Annotated in this window: 12 protein-coding genes; 6 read left to right on the top strand and 6 right to left on the bottom strand. The window is 70.4% G+C overall.

Annotated features, from left to right (window positions below):
- Positions 1–34: 34 nt before the first annotated feature.
- The 5 genes from AB0N61_RS03675 to AB0N61_RS03655 form a co-directional block, all read right to left on the bottom strand.
- Entirely contained in the window at positions 35–1,006 is a 972-nt protein-coding gene (locus AB0N61_RS03675) for an aldo/keto reductase (RefSeq protein WP_363361805.1), read from the bottom strand.
- Positions 1,007–1,010: 4 nt separating this feature from the next.
- Positions 1,011–2,492 carry a glycoside hydrolase family 43 protein gene (locus AB0N61_RS03670; protein WP_363361804.1) on the bottom strand — a complete coding sequence of 494 codons (1,482 nt, stop codon included), beginning with the start codon at positions 2,490–2,492 and terminating at the stop codon, positions 1,011–1,013.
- Entirely contained in the window at positions 2,489–4,924 is a 2,436-nt protein-coding gene (locus AB0N61_RS03665; protein ID WP_363361802.1) for a glycoside hydrolase family 2 TIM barrel-domain containing protein, read from the bottom strand. The genes AB0N61_RS03670 and AB0N61_RS03665 overlap by 4 nt, the downstream gene beginning before the upstream one ends.
- Positions 4,921–6,285: an MFS transporter gene (locus tag AB0N61_RS03660; RefSeq protein ID WP_363361800.1), complete on the bottom strand. Its 1,365-nt coding sequence runs from the start codon at positions 6,283–6,285 to the stop codon at positions 4,921–4,923. The genes AB0N61_RS03665 and AB0N61_RS03660 overlap by 4 nt, the downstream gene beginning before the upstream one ends.
- A gap of 88 nt (positions 6,286–6,373) precedes the next feature.
- Complete coding sequence (locus AB0N61_RS03655) at positions 6,374–6,964, bottom strand: helix-turn-helix domain-containing protein (protein ID WP_363361799.1); 591 nt, start codon at positions 6,962–6,964, stop codon at positions 6,374–6,376.
- A 128-nt stretch (positions 6,965–7,092) separates the two neighbouring features.
- On the opposite strand from AB0N61_RS03655, the gene AB0N61_RS03650 reads away from it, so the two are divergent.
- The 6 genes from AB0N61_RS03650 (at position 7,093) to AB0N61_RS03625 (ending at position 14,956) form a co-directional block, all read left to right on the top strand.
- Positions 7,093–8,685 carry a family 20 glycosylhydrolase gene (locus tag AB0N61_RS03650; RefSeq protein ID WP_363361797.1) on the top strand — a complete coding sequence of 531 codons (1,593 nt, stop codon included), beginning with the start codon at positions 7,093–7,095 and terminating at the stop codon, positions 8,683–8,685.
- Complete coding sequence (locus tag AB0N61_RS03645) at positions 8,670–9,623, top strand: ROK family protein (RefSeq protein WP_363361796.1); 954 nt, start codon at positions 8,670–8,672, stop codon at positions 9,621–9,623. The genes AB0N61_RS03650 and AB0N61_RS03645 overlap by 16 nt, the downstream gene beginning before the upstream one ends.
- A 128-nt stretch (positions 9,624–9,751) precedes the next feature.
- Complete coding sequence (locus tag AB0N61_RS03640; protein ID WP_363361794.1) at positions 9,752–11,314, top strand: ABC transporter substrate-binding protein; 1,563 nt, start codon at positions 9,752–9,754, stop codon at positions 11,312–11,314.
- Between the two features lie 59 nt (positions 11,315–11,373).
- A complete protein-coding gene (locus AB0N61_RS03635) occupies positions 11,374–12,315 on the top strand; it encodes an ABC transporter permease (RefSeq protein WP_363361792.1) in 942 nt (313 codons plus the stop codon).
- On the top strand, positions 12,312–14,123 hold the full coding sequence (locus tag AB0N61_RS03630; RefSeq protein ID WP_363361790.1) for a dipeptide/oligopeptide/nickel ABC transporter permease/ATP-binding protein: 1,812 nt from the start codon (positions 12,312–12,314) through the stop codon (positions 14,121–14,123). The genes AB0N61_RS03635 and AB0N61_RS03630 overlap by 4 nt, the downstream gene beginning before the upstream one ends.
- Positions 14,120–14,956: an ATP-binding cassette domain-containing protein gene (locus AB0N61_RS03625; RefSeq protein ID WP_363361788.1), complete on the top strand. Its 837-nt coding sequence runs from the start codon at positions 14,120–14,122 to the stop codon at positions 14,954–14,956. The genes AB0N61_RS03630 and AB0N61_RS03625 overlap by 4 nt, the downstream gene beginning before the upstream one ends.
- 44 nt (positions 14,957–15,000) lie before the next feature.
- Here AB0N61_RS03625 and AB0N61_RS03620 read toward each other — a convergent pair whose 3' ends face one another.
- Positions 15,001–15,657, bottom strand: a complete 657-nt coding sequence (locus AB0N61_RS03620) for a TetR/AcrR family transcriptional regulator (RefSeq protein ID WP_363361786.1) — start codon at positions 15,655–15,657, stop codon at positions 15,001–15,003.
- Positions 15,658–15,697 lie beyond the last annotated feature (40 nt).

Raw genomic sequence — 15,697 nt, 5'->3', positions numbered from 1 at the left:
CGGATCCTTCGAAGAGGACGACTCGGCGGAGTCGTCAGATGTCGGTGGTGGTGAGGAGGCCCGCGAGGGCGCCCTCGACCTCGTCGCGCAGCGCCTGCTCGATGGGGAACGAGGCGAGCGTCTCGAGCTCGCGGGCGCGCCCGACGTCCGAGACCCCGACGATGGTGCTGTGGATGCGGGGATCCCGCAGGCTGAACTGCAGGGCGAGGGCGGCGAGCGGCACCCCGGCCGCGGTGCAGAGGTCGTCGAGGAGCGCGACGGCGCGTGCCGTGTCGCGACCGATGCGGCCGTAGGCGTACATCTCGCGGTACCGCGGATGCCCGGTGAGGACGCCGGCGCCGTACGGCGCCGCGTTCATGATCCCGAGACCGTGCTCCGCGGCCGTGTCGAGCAGGCCGTCCGCCGCGCGGTTGACGAGTGTGAACCGGTTGTGGGTGATGAGCGCGTCGAAGAGGTCCGTGCGCACGAAACGGTCGAGCATGTCGACCGGTCCTCCCGAGATGCCGATGCTCTCGACGAGACCGGCCTCCTTCATCGCCACGAGCGCGTCGACCGGGCCTCCCGCCGCCATCGCGGCCTCGAAGCCGATGTGCTCCGGGTCGTGGAGGTAGAGCAGAGGCAGGGTCTCGAGTCCCAGGCGGTCGAGCGATTCGCTGAGCGACTCGCGCATCCGTGCGGCGGAGAAGTCCCCGGTCTCGGGGTGCCGATCGAGCTTCGTCTGCACGACGACCCCCTCGGGCACCCCGCCGACACGGCGCAGGGCCTCCCCGATGAGGGCCTCCGAGCGCGAGTCGCCGTATGTGTTCGAGGTGTCGAGCGTCGTGCTGGGGAGCTCGCCGCGGAGGAACGCGTCGGCCAGGGCCCCGATGCGGGCATCGTGCTCGTCGCCGGTCTCCTCATCGGGGAAGAACGGCGAGAAGCCCCACTTCCACGCTCCGAGCGTGAGGGGCGACACCGACAGGCCGGACCGCCCGAGAGGGCGGCGGGAGGGCGGGAGGATGCTCACCGTCTCAGGCCTCGTCGCCGGGGTGCGACGCGTAGCGCACCGCCGTGACCCGCGCCGTGCCGCCGAGGATCTCGATCCCCCAGACGCGTCCGGTGAACCCTCCCGCGACCTCCGTCGACAGGTAACGTCCGTCGTACTCGCCGAGATCGACCGTCTCGCCGTCGCCCGAGCGCACGGTGAAGCCGACCATGTCGGGCTCGGGGTTCGCGCCGTACGGCTGCGGGGCCGGGCGATGCCGCACCCGGATGCCGACGGTCACGCGTCCGCGGGCGTCGACGGCGGCCCTGCGCGGGTGCGCGACGGCGGGGCCGATCGCGAGGGTGCTCTCGGCACCGTCGGCGACGAGGTCGACGCCGTACCAGTGGGTGTCGTCATGACGGACGAGGACGCGGACGTGGCCGTCGATGTCCTCGAGCTCGATCTCGGCCGACCACAGTCCGTCGAGGGCCCGCGTGGCGAGGATCGACGGCGAGAGCCGCTCGGCGGAGTATGTCAGCAGGGCTCCGCGCTCACCGGTCGCGGTGAACGACGTCGCGAGCGCGCCGGGAGCGATCCACCGGGGGTGCAGCGATGCGGCGGTGAGATCGTCGGTGAAGGAGTGATCGGTCGCGGGGACGGCGTATCGGCCCTCGTCGATCCGCGGCCATCCGTCGACCCAGTCGACGCCGGCGAGGAAGGTCTCGCGTCCGTTCACATGGAAGGCCGGTGTCTTGCCGCGGGGGCGCACTCCGAGGTAGACGACGGACCAGGAGCCGTCGGGGTTCTCGACGAGATCGGCGTGGCCCGTGTTCTGCACCGGGTGCGCTGTGCTGCGGTGCGTGAGGATCGGGTTGGCGGGGCACGCCTCGTACTCGCCGTGGATGGTGCGCGAGCGTGCGATCGAGACGACGTGACCCCGCTCGGTGCCGCCCTCGGCGACCATGAGGTACCACCAGCCGTCGATCCGGTACAGGTGCGGCGCTTCGATGTGGGGAAGGCCGGTGCCCGCCCAGAGGAGGCGCGCCTCGCCCCGCGCCTCACCCGTCATCGGGTCGATCGGCAGGGACGCGATGCCGTCGAGGTCGGGATGGAAGGAGCGCCAGCTCAGGTGGGCGGTGCCCTCCTCGTCCCACACCAGATCCGGGTCGATCCCGACCGCCGCGGGGACGAAGGCGGGCTCGGACCAGGGGCCTTCGGCGGACGCCGCGTGCACGATCAGCTGGCCGTCGAAGGGGCGGGAGGTGTCGGTCGTCGTCAGCCAGAACCGCCCGTCGTGGTGACGCAGGGTCGGGGCGTAGATCCCGCTGTCCTTCGCACCGGCGGAGGGCCGCAGCTGGGAGTCGCGGTCGAGGGCGTTGCCGACGAGCTCCCAGTGCAGCAGGTCGGCGCTGCGGTGGATAGGCACTCCCGGCGAGTACTCGAAGCTCGAGGTCGCGATGTAGTACGTGTCGCCCACCCGGCAGATCGAGGGGTCGGGGTGGAACCCGGGGATGATCGGGGTGCTCATGCGGTGACCTCCAGCTCGATCGAGTCGATGCCGAGACCCGCGGCGCGGGCCTCGACGGTGATGCTGCCGACGCCGGTGGGGCGCAGCACGGCGAGCACGCGGCCGCCGAAGGAACGGTGCGCGTCGGACGAGAAGCCCTCGCCGTTGTCCGGGCGGGCGCTGCCGAAGGCGAGCAGTTCGGCGGCCCCGCTCACGCTGACCTCGATCGTCCGATCGACGTGCGTCACGACGGTGCCGGCGTCGTCCTGGATCTCGATCGGCACGAACAGCAGCGCGCCCGGTGCGAGTGCCGTCGACGTCTGCTCGGGACGGATCCGCACCGCGGCCTCGCCCCGCACCGCGCGGAGCGTGCTCCGCCCCGTCTCGACGCCCTCCGCGTACGACACGGCGGTGAGGTCCTCTGCGCCGAACGGCACCTCGAACGACGCGGTGAAGTCCACGGCTCTGCCCGACGGGCGACGGCCCAGCGAACGATCCCCGATCCACAGTTCGACCTCGTCGCCGGGGGCGTACACCTCGACGGTCATCGCCGCGCCGTCCTCCACGTCCCACGACCACGTGCTCTCCGCATCGGCCCACGACCACGTGCCCGTGAGCTGCGTGCGCTCGCGCGTGAGGGGGTTGCGCACCGTGATGTACGGATCGGTCCTGAGCCCGAATACGATCTCGCGGAAGTACGACGCCGGGCGTCGGCGCCCGGTGATGTCGATGTCGCCGCACCACGCGGTGAGCCAGGGGTAGGCCGCCTCGAGCCGGAGGTCCTCGCCCTCCCAGCGAGGGCGGCCGATGCCGACCTCGCCCAGGTAGTCCCACCCCGTCCAGGTGAAGTCGCCGATCACATGCGGGAGCTCCTGCACGAGCGGCCAGTTGCTGCCGATCCGGCCGGGGTACGTCTCACTGCCGACGATGACGCGGTTCGGGAAGCGCTCGGCGTCCATCGCGTATCTGGCGTCCCCGTAGTTGAGTCCGGCGACGTCGAGCGCCGCGAAGGACTCCTCGGTCTTGGCGGTGACGAGCTCCGACCGGTTCAGCTGGTTCATGCCGTCGGCGGACGAGCTCATGACGTCGTTGACGCCTCCGGACTCCTTCTGCTCGGCGCCGCCCCCGAACGCTCCCGAGGCCATCAGGGCGATCACGTCGTCGAGCACGGAGACGAATCCGTTGATGCCGTTGGTGACGTAGCGGGCCGGGTCGAGCTCACGGATGAGATCCGCCATCTCGCGGCTGATCCGCCCGCCGTGCGCGTTCCCCGTCTCGGGGATCTCATTGCCGATCGAGTAGAAGACGACCGAGGCGTGGTTCCGGTCCCGCCTGACCATCGCGCTGACGTCGTGCCGCCACGACTCGAGGAAGTTCACCGAGCTGTCGAAGGACGACTTCTGGACCGTCCAGACGTCGTAGACCTCGTCCATCACGATCATGCCGAGACGGTCGCACGCGCGGAGCATCGCCGTGCTCATCATGTTGTGCGCGCTGCGGACGGCGGTGAAGCCGGCCTCCTTCAGGAGGCGGATCTTGCGCATCTCCGTGTCGGCGAAGCATGCGGTCCCGAGGATGCCGTTGTCGTGGTGCAGGCAGGTGCCCCGGAGCTTCACGGTCTTGCCGTTGAGGCGAAGGCCCCGGCGCGGGTCGAGCTGCAGCGTGCGGATCCCGAGGTCGGTCGTCTCCTCGCCGATCACGACGTCGTCGTCGACGAGCTCGACCGTCGCGCGGTAGAGGTAGGGGTCGTCGATGTCCCAGCGGTGCGGCGACTCGAGGAATCCACGGCTGCGGACGGCGATCGAACCGCCCGCGATCACGGTCACGGGATCGTCGGCCGAGGCGACGACGACGCCGTCGCGGTCGGTCACGGTGAGCCGCGCGCGTACCGTGCGCGTCTCGTTGGTCCGGTTCACGACGGTCGTGCGTGCATCGACCACGGCGCGATCGTCGTCGATGTCGGTCGCGCTGATGTGCGCGGTGCCCGGTTCGATGTGGATGAGGTCGCGGACCTCGAGGACGACATCACGGTAGATGCCGGCTCCCGCGTACCAGCGCGAATCGTCGTGGGTCCGCGCCTCGACGCGGATCGCGTTCTCCTGCCCGTAGCGGAGGAACGGCGAGACGTCGATGTCGAACGGGACGTAGCCGTTCGCGCAATGCCCCGCGAGCGCGTCGTTGACGAACACCACGGCATCGCGGTAGACGCCGTCGAAACGGAGCCACACCGCGCGGTCGCGCCACTCGGCCGGCACCTCGACGGTCTTGCGGTACTCGAAGGCCGCGCTGGGGAAGAACGCGCCGCCCCCGCGATGCGAGGCCGAGCGCTCCTGCGAGATGAGGGCGTCGTGGGGGAGCGTCACCGGCTGGGCCGCCGACGGGCCCATCAGCTTGTTGAAGACGCTCACCTGGGGGCCGACCGTCCAGTCGGCGTTGAAGTCGTACGAGGTCACGCGGTTCTCCTGCGTTCGGGGGCGGATGGCTGATCGGATGCGTGCGCGCGCCGATGGCGGCGCAGCGCGAGCAGGGGGAGGATGCTGGCGGCGACCACCGCGGCGGCCGCGACGTAGACGAACGCGTACTGCCCGCCGCCGAGCGCGAGCACGCCGGCCGCGAGGAAGGGGCCGATCGCGTTCGGGATCTGCATCGCGAGTCCGAGGATGGCGAGATAGCGGCCGTTCTGCACGTCGTCCGAGGGCAGCACGTCGAACTGGAGCGCCTGCCCCACCGCGCTGTAGACGCCCATCGCGAGCGCGTTGACGGTGGTGCCGACGAGGTACTGCGGGAGTGTGGTCGAGGTCGCGATCACGAGCAGCCCGACGCACAGCAGGAGGATGCCGGCGACCATGAACGGCAGGCGCGAGCTCGCCCGGTCGGACAGCGCTCCCGCGACGGTGCCGGCGAGCGTCGACGCGGCGATGCCGATGACGCCGGCGAGCGACGCGGTGAGTGCGATCCGGGCCGGGTCGAGGTGCAGCGCGGAGGAGAGGAAGAACACCGTGTAGAGCGTCATGAAGGAGACGCCGACGAAGAAGATCGCGCGGTTCAGCCAGACCCAGCCGAATCGCGGGTAGCGGCGGGGGGAGAACCAGAACCCGTCGAGCAGTCGGCGCATCGGGAGCCTGGGCACGGGGCCGGTGAGCGGCGGGTCGGTCATCACCGCGGCGAGCAGCCCCCCGCCCACGAGCGCGGCCGCCGCGGGGATCGCGAACATCAGCGGCTGCGCCCCCGAGACGGCGCCGGCGATGAGCACGCCCGCGACGGGGCCGACGTAGATGACCGCGCTGCTCATGCCGAGCACGAGTCCCCGCTGCGCGGGGACGAGGCGGTCACTGAGGTGTGTCAGCACGATGTTGTTCGAGACGCCGTAGCCCACGGCGGCGATCGACCATCCGACCACGAGCTGGAGCGGGCTGACGGTCGTGACGAGGATCGCCGATCCCACGGTGCCGATGAGGAGCCCGGCGACGAGCCAGGTCCGCCGAGGCCCCCACCGCGTGCGGGTCCGATCGCTGATCGCCCCGACGACGGGGCCGACGAGCATCGAGACCAGGCTCGACGCCCCGATCGCGAACGCCAGCAGGCTGTCCTTCGTCTCGGGGAGGTTCCCGTCGAGCCAGACGGCGAGCGAGTACGTCGAGGGGGTGATCAGGGCGATCGAGATGACCAGCTGGGCGACGAGGACGACGAGGATGCTCGGCCACGGCATCCTCCGGGCGGTGCGCGGAGGATGTGCGTCGGTCAGGTCGGGGGGCAGCAGGGCGAAGGGGTCCGTCGGCGCATCGGGCGCCGCTTCGGTGCTGTCGCGCTCCATGTCGGCCTCTCCCGAGCCGCATCGGTGACGACTCGCAAAAACAGTACAACGGTCTGTTTCTGATCCGCAACCCCGGGAGGTCGCCGGCTCACTCCGACGCGGGGGAGTCCAGGCCGAGCTGGGCGAGGAAGAACGCCACCTCCGCGGCCATGTCGATCGACGAGTCGTACAGCCACTGGATCTGCAGGCCGTCGAGCAGCGCGACCAGGGCGGTCGCGGCCTGCTCCGGGTCGACGGATGCGGGGAGCCGCCCTTCGGCGCGGAACTTCTCCAGCACGGCACGGGACCGCTCGCGGGCGCGCTCGTAGCGCTCGCGGAAGAAGTCGTGGGCGGTGTGCTCGGGGTCGGTGGCCTCGGCGGAGAAGCGGGTGTAGAGCTGCACCAGACCGGGCACGCCGGAGCTCAGGCGGGGGAGGTCGGAGATCTTCGGATCGAGCCCGGCAGAGGTCGCTCTCTCGATCTGCGCCTCGTCGACGACATCGCGGCGTCGGAGGATCTCGGCGAAGAGCTCCTCCTTCGTGCCGAAGTGGTGCAGCAGGCCGGTCTTGCTCAATCCTGCGGCCTCCGCCAGCTCGCGGATCGTGGCGCGGTTGTAACCGCGTTCGGCCACGATCGCGAGGGCGGCCGTGAGGATCTCCTCGCGTTTCGCGAGGCCTTTCGGGTAGTTCGAGGAAGCCATCTGCGCATCGTAACGCGGCATCGGAGGGATTTTGAAAGCATCCTTGACAAAGAAACAGACCCATGTACTGTTTGTTCTACCGTCGCTGTCGACTGCGTCGGTTCCCCGCACCCCGACCGAGAGCCAGCATGACGACCACCCTGCACATCATCCCCACCGTCGCCACCGATGCGACCGTTGCCGAGACCCTCGACCTCGCATCGATCGTCCGTGTCAGCGCCTCGGACGAGCGCGCGGTCGCCGTGGCGGAGATGTTCCGACGGGATGCGGCGGCCTGGGCGGCGCGAGACCTCGAGGGCGCAGGTGTCGCCGACGAGGCGGCGGGAGACGTCAGGTTCGAGCTGCGCGGCGAGGGCGGGAGCGGTCCGCTGTCGCCCTCCTCGCGGGAGGCGCTCGGAGAGCACGAGATCGCGATCACGCCGTCGGGCATCAGGGTCAGCTCCGATCACGAGGAGGGGCTCTCGCGCGGAGCGGCATCGGTGGTCCAGCTGCTCGCCGGGTCGGAGACCGCGATCGGTGCCCGTGTGATCCGCGACGGCGCCGCCTGGGGGTGGCGCGCGCTGTCGCTCGACGTGGTGCGCTTCTTCAGCCCCGTCGAACGCGTGCTCCAGGTCATCGACCTCCTCGCGCTCTACAAGTTCAGCGTCCTCCACCTGCACCTCAGCGACAACGAGGGGTGGCGTCTGGAGATCCCGGGATGGCCGCGGCTCACGCCCGCCACGGCGGGCACGCGCGAGTACTTCACGATCGAGGAGTACCGGCGGATCGTCGAGTATGCCGCGCGACGTTTCATCACGGTCGTCCCCGAGATCGACCTGCCCGGTCATGCGGCCGCCGCGCTGCGGGCCTACCCAGAGCTCAACCCCGCGGATGCCGCGAACCTCGGCGGCCCGTTCCCGATCGCCAACCTGTCGCCGGACTCGGAGGCGGCATGGCGACTGGTGGACGACGTCGTGCGCACGCTGGTCGAGAACACCCCGGGGCCCTTCGTGCACATCGGCGGGGACGAGGCGTTCGGCATGGATGCCGCCGCCCACGAGTCCTTCGTCGAGCATGCGATCGCCGCCGTGGCCGCCCACAGCAAGAGCACGGTCGGGTGGCAGGAGACGAGTCGCGCCGCGGTCGGCCCCGACCACACCGCCCAGTACTGGGTCGACTTCGACATCGACGCGCCCCGTGACGAGTCCGCCGCCGGGTCGAAGAGCGGGAGCGACATCCCCGAGGACAGCATGGCGGCCATGGTCGCCCACTTCGCCGAGGCCATGGGCGACCGGTCCCGCATCCTCGAGAAGGGCACGCACGTCGTGGTCTCACCCATCTCGCACGCCTATCTCGACCGCCCGCACGCCGAGGCGTCGACCGACCCCGCCCAGGAGGAGCAGCGCTCTCGCGTGGGACTCCAGTACTACCCGGGGACGCCCGTGCGCGACTACCTGGAATGGGACCCGACGACCGTCCTCGCGGGTGTCGACCCGTCGCGCATCCGCGGTGTCGAGGCGGCGATCTGGTGCGAGAGCGTGACCGCGGCATCCGACATCGACGCGCTGCTCCTGCCGCGTCTGCCCGCCGTGGCCGAGGTCGCGTGGGCGGGGAGCCGACGTTCCGACTGGGAGGGCTTCCGCTCACGCATCGCCCACCACGCTCTGCTCTGGGACGCATCGGGCTGGGAGTGGTTCGAGGTCGATTCCGTCGATTGGAGGCGGTCATGGGTGCGCGGGTAGCGTTCGACGACCTGCGGGTCGACGAGGTCGCGATCGGCATCGACGTCGGCGGCACCAAGACGCTGGGCGTCGCCGTCGACCGCGACGGGGTGGTCCGCGCCTCGGTGCGCCGGCCCACGATCCGCGGCGACCTCGGCGTGGTCGACGGTATCGCCGCCGTGGTGACGGAGATCGCCGACCTGCTCCCCGGCCTGCGCGCCGTCAGCGTGGGTGTCGGGGTCCCCGGGCTCGTCGACCCCGAGGCGGGCGTCGTGGTCTTCGCCGTGAACGTCGCACTCGAGGACTGCCCGCTCGGGGCGCTCGTCACCGCTCGCACGGGGCTTCCCGCGCGCGTCGAGAACGACGTCGCGCTCGCCGCGTTCGGAGAGTCGAGCAGAGATCCCGACGCGCACTCGCTGGCGCTGATCTCGATCGGGACCGGCCTCGCCGTCGGGCTCGTGTCGGACGGCGAGATGACGCGGGGCGAGTCGGCCGCCGCGGGTGAGATCGGCCACCTGCCGATCGATCCCGACGGGGAACCGTGCGGCTGCGGTCAGCGCGGATGCCTCGAGCTCGTGCTGTCCGGGCCGGGGATCGACCGCGAATGGCCGGAGGGCGAGGGCGGCGGTCCGCGCCGGCTCGTCGAGATGGCGGATGCGGGCGACGACCGGGCGGTGCAGGTCCTCGAGGGGTTCGTCGAGCGACTCGCCTGGGCGGTGCAGCTCCTCGCCCTGACGGTAGACCCCGATCGCATCCTGGTCGGCGGGGGTGTGGCCGGCCTCGGGGACGCTCTCGTGGGGCCCGTCAGGGCCCTCCTCCAGGCCAGGGCCGAGGTGTCGCCGTTCGTCCGATCCCTTCGGCTCGACCAGCGGTTCATGCTCGCCTCCGGGCCGGAGGCCGCCGCCTCGGGTGCGGCGCTCCACGGGCTCGGGGCCCGCCTTCCCGTACTTGTCACCTGATCGAAACACAATAAAAATCTCGCTGCAACGAGAATTTGGCTACTCTGCCAATACGCCCACTCCCGCCACCTTCACGGGCCAGGCATCCCGTTGCAGGAGAACCTGCGAATCAAAGGAGTTCGTACACCATGAATCACACAGCACACCGAGGAGCCCGGCGTCTCGCCGCGGTCGTCGCCGTCGGGGCCGTCGCCGCGACGCTCGCGGCCTGCGCGGGTCCCGACACCGGCGAAGGCGCCGGCGAGGGCGAGACGCATGAGCTCATCATCGGATCGATCGGCGCCCCCGCCAACCTCGATCCCGCGATGCTCTACGAGGGGCAGACCGCGTACATCTGGAGCGCGGTCTACGACACGCTGCTCGCGAAGGACGTCGAGACGGGCGAGATCGTCGGCAACGCCGCAGAGGAGTGGGAGTACTCCGAGGACGGACGCGTGCTCACCCTCACCCTCCGTGACGGCATGACGTTCAGCTCGGGAGACCCGGTCGACGCCGAGGCCGTGGCCGCGACCATGAACCGCACGCGCACGACCCCTGGCACCCAGCAGGGGCGGTTCGAGTCGGTCGAGGACGTCGTCGCCGTCGACGACAGCACCGTCGAGGTGCGCTTCAGCGAGTACGACCCCGCGTTCGTCACCACGCTGGTGAACGCGACCGGCGTCATCGCCGACCCGGCGACGGTCGACGCGGAGCAGACGAAGACCGACCCCACCGGCTCGGGCCCGTACACGCTCGACACGGAGAAGACCGTCGCGGGGTCGACGTACGTCCTCGACAAGCGCGACGACTACTGGAACGCCGAGGCGTTCCCGTTCGACAGCATCACGGTGCGTGTCTTCGCCGACCCGACCGCGACCTTCAACGCGCTGCAGGCCGGGGAGATCTACGCGTCCACGGTGAACCCCCAGCAGCTGGGGCCGATCAAGACCGACCCGGCGTACCGGGTGCAGCAGGTCAGCAGCGCGACGATCGCCGAGCTGATCATCCTCGACCGCACGGGAGAGAAGTTCCCCGCGCTCGGCGACCCGCGGGTCCGTCAGGCGATCAACTACGCGCTCGATCGCGACGGCATCGTCAAGGCGCTGCTCCCCGAGACGGGCACCGCGACGTCCCAGCTGTTCGGGCCGGAGGGCGACGCCTACGACGAGAGCCTCGACTCGTACTACGAGCACGATGTCGACAAGGCGAAGGAACTCCTCGCCGAGGCGGGATACGCCGACGGGCTCACCCTTCCGGTGCCGAGCACGTACATGACGACGCAGTTCGAGCCGCTGCTCTCCCAGCAGTTCGCCGACGCCGGCATCACGCTCGACTGGATCGCCACTCCGCCGAACGAGACCGACGGCATCAACTTCAGCGGCAAGTACGCCATGACGATCGCGTTCGGCTCGTTCACCGGCGGCGACCCCGGCATCCTCGAGCAGAACTTCGGTGCGGGACAGAACAACCCGAGCGGCTACACGGATGCCGACCTCGACGCCGCGACCGCCGAGATCGAGGGCACGACCGACGAGTCCGAGGCCGCCGACGCGTACAAGGCGCTCAACAAGCACGCGGTCGAGATCGCGCTGACCGCACCCATCGCCCGCATCGATCCGGTCTGGGTGACCCGCGACGGCGTCGCCTACCTCGACACCGGCAAGAGCGGCATGAACGAGATCCGCGTGTTCGGGCTCGCCGAGTCCGACTGATTCGGTGCGGCCGGGCGCGGTCTCCGCGCCCGGCCGCACTCCTCGCTAGGAGCACACCCTTGACTGGCTACATCCTCCGACGTCTCGGAACGTCGCTGATCCTCGTGATCGTGGTGACCTTCGTCACCTTCCTGCTGCTGAGCACGTCCTTCGAGTCCGTCGCGCGGCGTCTGCTGGGCGACTCGATCACGCCGGAATCGCTGGCGGCGATGATGACGAAGCTCGGCTACGACCGTCCTCTGCTCGTGCAGTACGGCGACTGGCTCTGGGGTGCCGTCCGCGGTGACTTCGGCAGTTCCGTGTACAGCGGTCTCGATGTGGCGTCCACCGTGCTGCAGCGCCTCGGCGTCACGCTCTCGCTGATCGTGCCCGCCCTGCTCATCACCGTGATCATCAGTGTGGCCCTGGGTGTCTGGGCGGCCTCACGCGGAGGTGCCGCCGACCGGGTGGCCCAGATCGTCTCGCTGATCGGCTACATCGTGCCGGGGCTCCTGCTGGCGATCGTGCTCGTCTACGTGTTCGCGGTCACGCTGCACTGGCTGCCCGCGACCGGGTACACGCCCATCGCCGAGAACCCGGGCTCCTGGGTCCGCAGCATCACCCTGCCGGTCATCGTGCTGGTGGTCGCCAGTGTCGCGAGCATGACGTCGCAGGTGCGCGGCACCATGGTCGACGAGCTCCGCAAGGACTACGTGCGCACCATGCGCACCCGCGGGGTGCCCACCGGCTCCATCGTCTTCCGGCACGCGCTGCGCAATGCCGCGGGGCCCGCGCTCACCGTGATGTCGCTCGAGTTCATGGCGATGTTCGGCGCCGCGCTCATCATCGAGAACGTGTTCGGCCTTCCCGGGATCGGCTCGTTCGGATTCAACTCCGCCCTGCAGGCCGATGTGCCGATGCTGCTCGGCCTCACCGTGTTCAGCGTGCTCATGGTCACCGTGGTCAACCTCGCCACCGACCTCGCGAACGCCTGGCTCAACCCGAAAGTGAAGCTGTCGTGACCTCCGAAGACAAGACGGCGCCCGTGGCGCTCCCGCCCTCCACCGAGCTGCTGGCCATCGAGGCCACGCGCCCGCAGAAGCGCCGCGGTCCCTTCGGCCGCCTCGTCCGCGATCCCCAGGCGGTGATCAGCGGGGCGATCCTCCTCGCCATCGTCGTGCTCGGGATCCTCGCCCCGGTCATCGCACCGCACGGCCCGAACGATGCGGCGGTGGATGCGGTCAACACCGCCGTCGGCACCGACGGGCACCCGCTCGGCGGCGACGGCCAGGGGCGCGACATCCTCTCGCGGCTGCTGTTTTCGATCAACACGAGTGTCGTGTCGGCACTGATCGGAACCGGGGTCGCCGTGCTCATCGGCACGGTGGCCGGTCTCCTCGGCGGCTACTTCGGTCGCCGCACCCGGGGCACCACCGAGTGGATCTTCAGCCTCATCATGACCTTCCCCGGTCTGCTCCTGCTCATCCTCCTGATGCCGGTGACGGGTGGGGACTACCGCATCACGATGCTGATCTACGGCGTGCTGCTCTCGCCGAACATCTACCGCATCGTGCGCAACCTCGTCCTCGGCGTCAAGGAGGAGCTGTACGTCGACGCCGCACGCGTCGCGGGACTGAGCACCGGGCGCATCCTCTTCCGTCATGTGCTCGTGGTCGTCCGGGGGCCGATCATCATCGCGGCCGCGTTCCTGGCCGGCGCCGCGATCAGCCTGCAGGCGGGGCTCGCCTTCCTCGGTGTCGGCTCCAAGGAGATCCCGAGCTTCGGCGCCATGATCTCCGCCGGGTTCACGAACCTGTACATCGCCCCGCTGCAGTTCCTCTGGCCGAGTCTGCTGCTGGGGTTCATGACCGCATCGCTGGTGCTCCTGGGCAACGCGCTGCGGGACGCGTTCGAAGGGTCGCAGCCGGCCCCCGCGAAGGTCGGGAGCGGTCAGCGGGTCCTCGCCGACGTCTCGCTCACCGAGGTCGACGAAGAGGCGCCGCTGCTCCAGGTGCGCGACCTCGCCATCGCCTACCCGCGCCCCGACGGCACCCTGCACGAGGTCGTCAAGAACGTCTCCCTCGACGTCGCCCGCGGTCAGACGCTCGGCCTCGTGGGCGAGTCCGGGTCCGGCAAGACGCAGACCGCTTTCGCGATCCTCGGCGTCCTCCCCAACGAGGCCGTCGTGACCTCCGGGTCGATCCGCCTCGAAGGCAGGGAGCTGGTCGGGATGACCGATCGGCAGCTCCGCGGCCTGCGCGGCCGTGAGATCGCGTACGTCCCGCAGGAGCCCATGTCGAACCTCGACCCCTCCTACACGATCGGCTCCCAGCTGCTGGAGAGCGTGCGGTCGACGCAGGGTCTCGGCAAGGGGGAGGCGAAAGAGGTCATCCTCGCCCTGCTCTCGCGGTGCGGGATCGCCGACCCCGAGAAGACGTTCCGGTCGTACCCGCACGAGATCTCGGGGGGCATGGCCCAGCGCGTGCTGATCGCGGGAGCGGTCGCCAGCAGGCCGAAGCTGCTGATCGCGGACGAGCCGACGACCGCCCTGGACGTCACGGTTCAGGCCGAGATCCTCGACCTGCTCCGCGACCTGCAGGAGACGCTCGGCATGGCGGTGCTCCTCGTCACGCACAACTTCGGTGTCGTCGCGGACATCTGCACCGACCTCGCGGTCATGCAGGCAGGCGAGATCGTCGAGACGGGGGAGACCGGTGCGGTCTTCGCCCGGCCGACGCACGAGTACACGCAGCGCCTCCTCCGGAGCATCCTCGACGAGGCGACGGTGCGAGAAGAGCTGCCGCTCGAGACGATGGAGGTCGCCCGATGACCGCTGCACTGCTCGAGGTCGACGACCTCAGGGTGAGCTTCCCCGGGAAGGGGTTCCGCGCCGCGCCGGTCGAGGTGGTGCACGGGGTCTCGCTCTCCGTGCGTCGCGGCGAGACCCTCGGCGTCGTCGGCGAGTCCGGTTCGGGCAAGACCACGATCGGACGCGCCGTGCTGGGCCTCGTGCCCGCGAGCGGCGGATCGATCCGCTTCGACGGGACCGACATCACGTCTGCCGGTCGCGCGGAGCGTCGCCGGCTCGCCCGTGACATCCAGGTGGTCTTCCAGGACCCCTACACCTCGCTGAACCCGTCGATGACCGTCGGCGACATCCTCAGCGAGCCGCTCGTCGCCAACGGCGCGACCGGGCGCGATGCCCGCGCCCGGGTGACGGAGCTGCTGGACCAGGTCGGTCTGCCCGCGGACGCCTCGGAGCGGCTGCCGCGCGAGTTCAGCGGCGGGCAGCGTCAGCGTGTCGCCATCGCGCGGGCGCTGGCGCCGAGCCCGCGCCTGATCGTGTGCGACGAGCCGGTCTCCGCGCTCGACCTGTCGACCCAGGCGCGCGTGCTCGACCTGTTGATCGACATCCAGAAGCAGACGGGGGTGGCATACCTGTTCGTCTCCCACGACCTGTCGGTGGTCCGTCACATCAGTCATCGGGTCGCCGTGGTGTACCGCGGAGACATCGTGGAGACGGGGCCCGCCCGCGTCGTCACGGACGAACCGGAGCACCCCTACACGCGGCGGCTGCTGCTCGCCTCGCCCGTGGCCGACCCGGCGCGGCAGGCCGAGCGACGTGCGCGTCGGCGCGCCGCTCTCGCCCTCGACACGGCCTGAGGCGTCCGGCGCTCTGACGCACCCGGCCGCCCGGCCGTGCGGCGTCAGAGCGCCAGCGCGGGGATGCTCTGGACGAGCTGGCTGCGGAGGCCGTCGGCCGGCGACAGCGCATCCGGATCGTAGGCCCGCTGCATGTGCAGGCCGTCGCTGACGGCGATGAACGAGGCGGCCAGAGTGAGGTCGTCCTGAGGGGAGACGAGGTCGCCTCGTGTGCGCAGGTCGGAGAAGACGGTCGTGAGGTACTCGCGCAGCTCGCGGTAGTTGCGCGCGTAGTGCTCGTGGGCGGGATGCCCGGGGTCGGTCGCCTCCGACGAGAGGGCGAGGCGCAGCTCGACGAGCAGGGGCGATCGCTCGAGCGCCCGCTCCTGGGCGAGAAGCGCCTGGAGCGCCTCGAGGGGGTCGGTCTTCGTGATCGCGATCGAGGACCGGTCCTCGTGCCGCTCGAGGACCGCAAGCAGGAGGTCCTCCCGGGTGGGGAAGTGGTGCACGAGGCCGCGGTCGCTGATGCCGGCGAGTTCGGCGATCTCCTTGACCGTCGTCGAGCGGAAGCCCTTCGCGGCATACAGCGTCTCGCACGCGTCGACGATCCTCTCGCGAGTGCGCGCGGTCTTCGCGTACGGCCCGCGACGCCTCGTCGCGACCTTTCCCTCGTCCGGGCCGACGTCCGTCGGCTCCGGGTGGGAGGTCTCTCGTGCGGGCATCCGGCCCCCGTTCTCTGCGATGTGGTGTCACTCTACTGCG

Origin of the sequence: Microbacterium sp. NPDC089320 (assembly GCF_040684875.1) — a bacterium.
In the GTDB taxonomy this organism is placed as follows: domain Bacteria; phylum Actinomycetota; class Actinomycetes; order Actinomycetales; family Microbacteriaceae; genus Microbacterium.
The sequence above is the reverse complement of the archived record's forward strand: the minus strand, read 5'-3'. Positions and strand labels throughout refer to the sequence as shown.

What these genes read in the sequence shown, in the direction of transcription:
- AB0N61_RS03670 (WP_363361804.1), bottom strand. Translation starts at nt 2,492, where the DNA reads ATGAGCACCCCGATCATCCCCGGGTTCCACCCCGACCCCTCGATCTGC.
- AB0N61_RS03660 (WP_363361800.1), bottom strand. Translation starts at nt 6,285, where the DNA reads ATGGAGCGCGACAGCACCGAAGCGGCGCCCGATGCGCCGACGGACCCC.
- AB0N61_RS03655 (WP_363361799.1), bottom strand. Translation starts at nt 6,964, where the DNA reads ATGGCTTCCTCGAACTACCCGAAAGGCCTCGCGAAACGCGAGGAGATC.
- AB0N61_RS03650 (WP_363361797.1), top strand. Translation starts at nt 7,093, where the DNA reads ATGACGACCACCCTGCACATCATCCCCACCGTCGCCACCGATGCGACC.
- AB0N61_RS03645 (WP_363361796.1), top strand. Translation starts at nt 8,670, where the DNA reads ATGGGTGCGCGGGTAGCGTTCGACGACCTGCGGGTCGACGAGGTCGCG.
- AB0N61_RS03640 (WP_363361794.1), top strand. Translation starts at nt 9,752, where the DNA reads ATGAATCACACAGCACACCGAGGAGCCCGGCGTCTCGCCGCGGTCGTC.
- AB0N61_RS03625 (WP_363361788.1), top strand. Translation starts at nt 14,120, where the DNA reads ATGACCGCTGCACTGCTCGAGGTCGACGACCTCAGGGTGAGCTTCCCC.
- AB0N61_RS03620 (WP_363361786.1), bottom strand. Translation starts at nt 15,657, where the DNA reads ATGCCCGCACGAGAGACCTCCCACCCGGAGCCGACGGACGTCGGCCCG.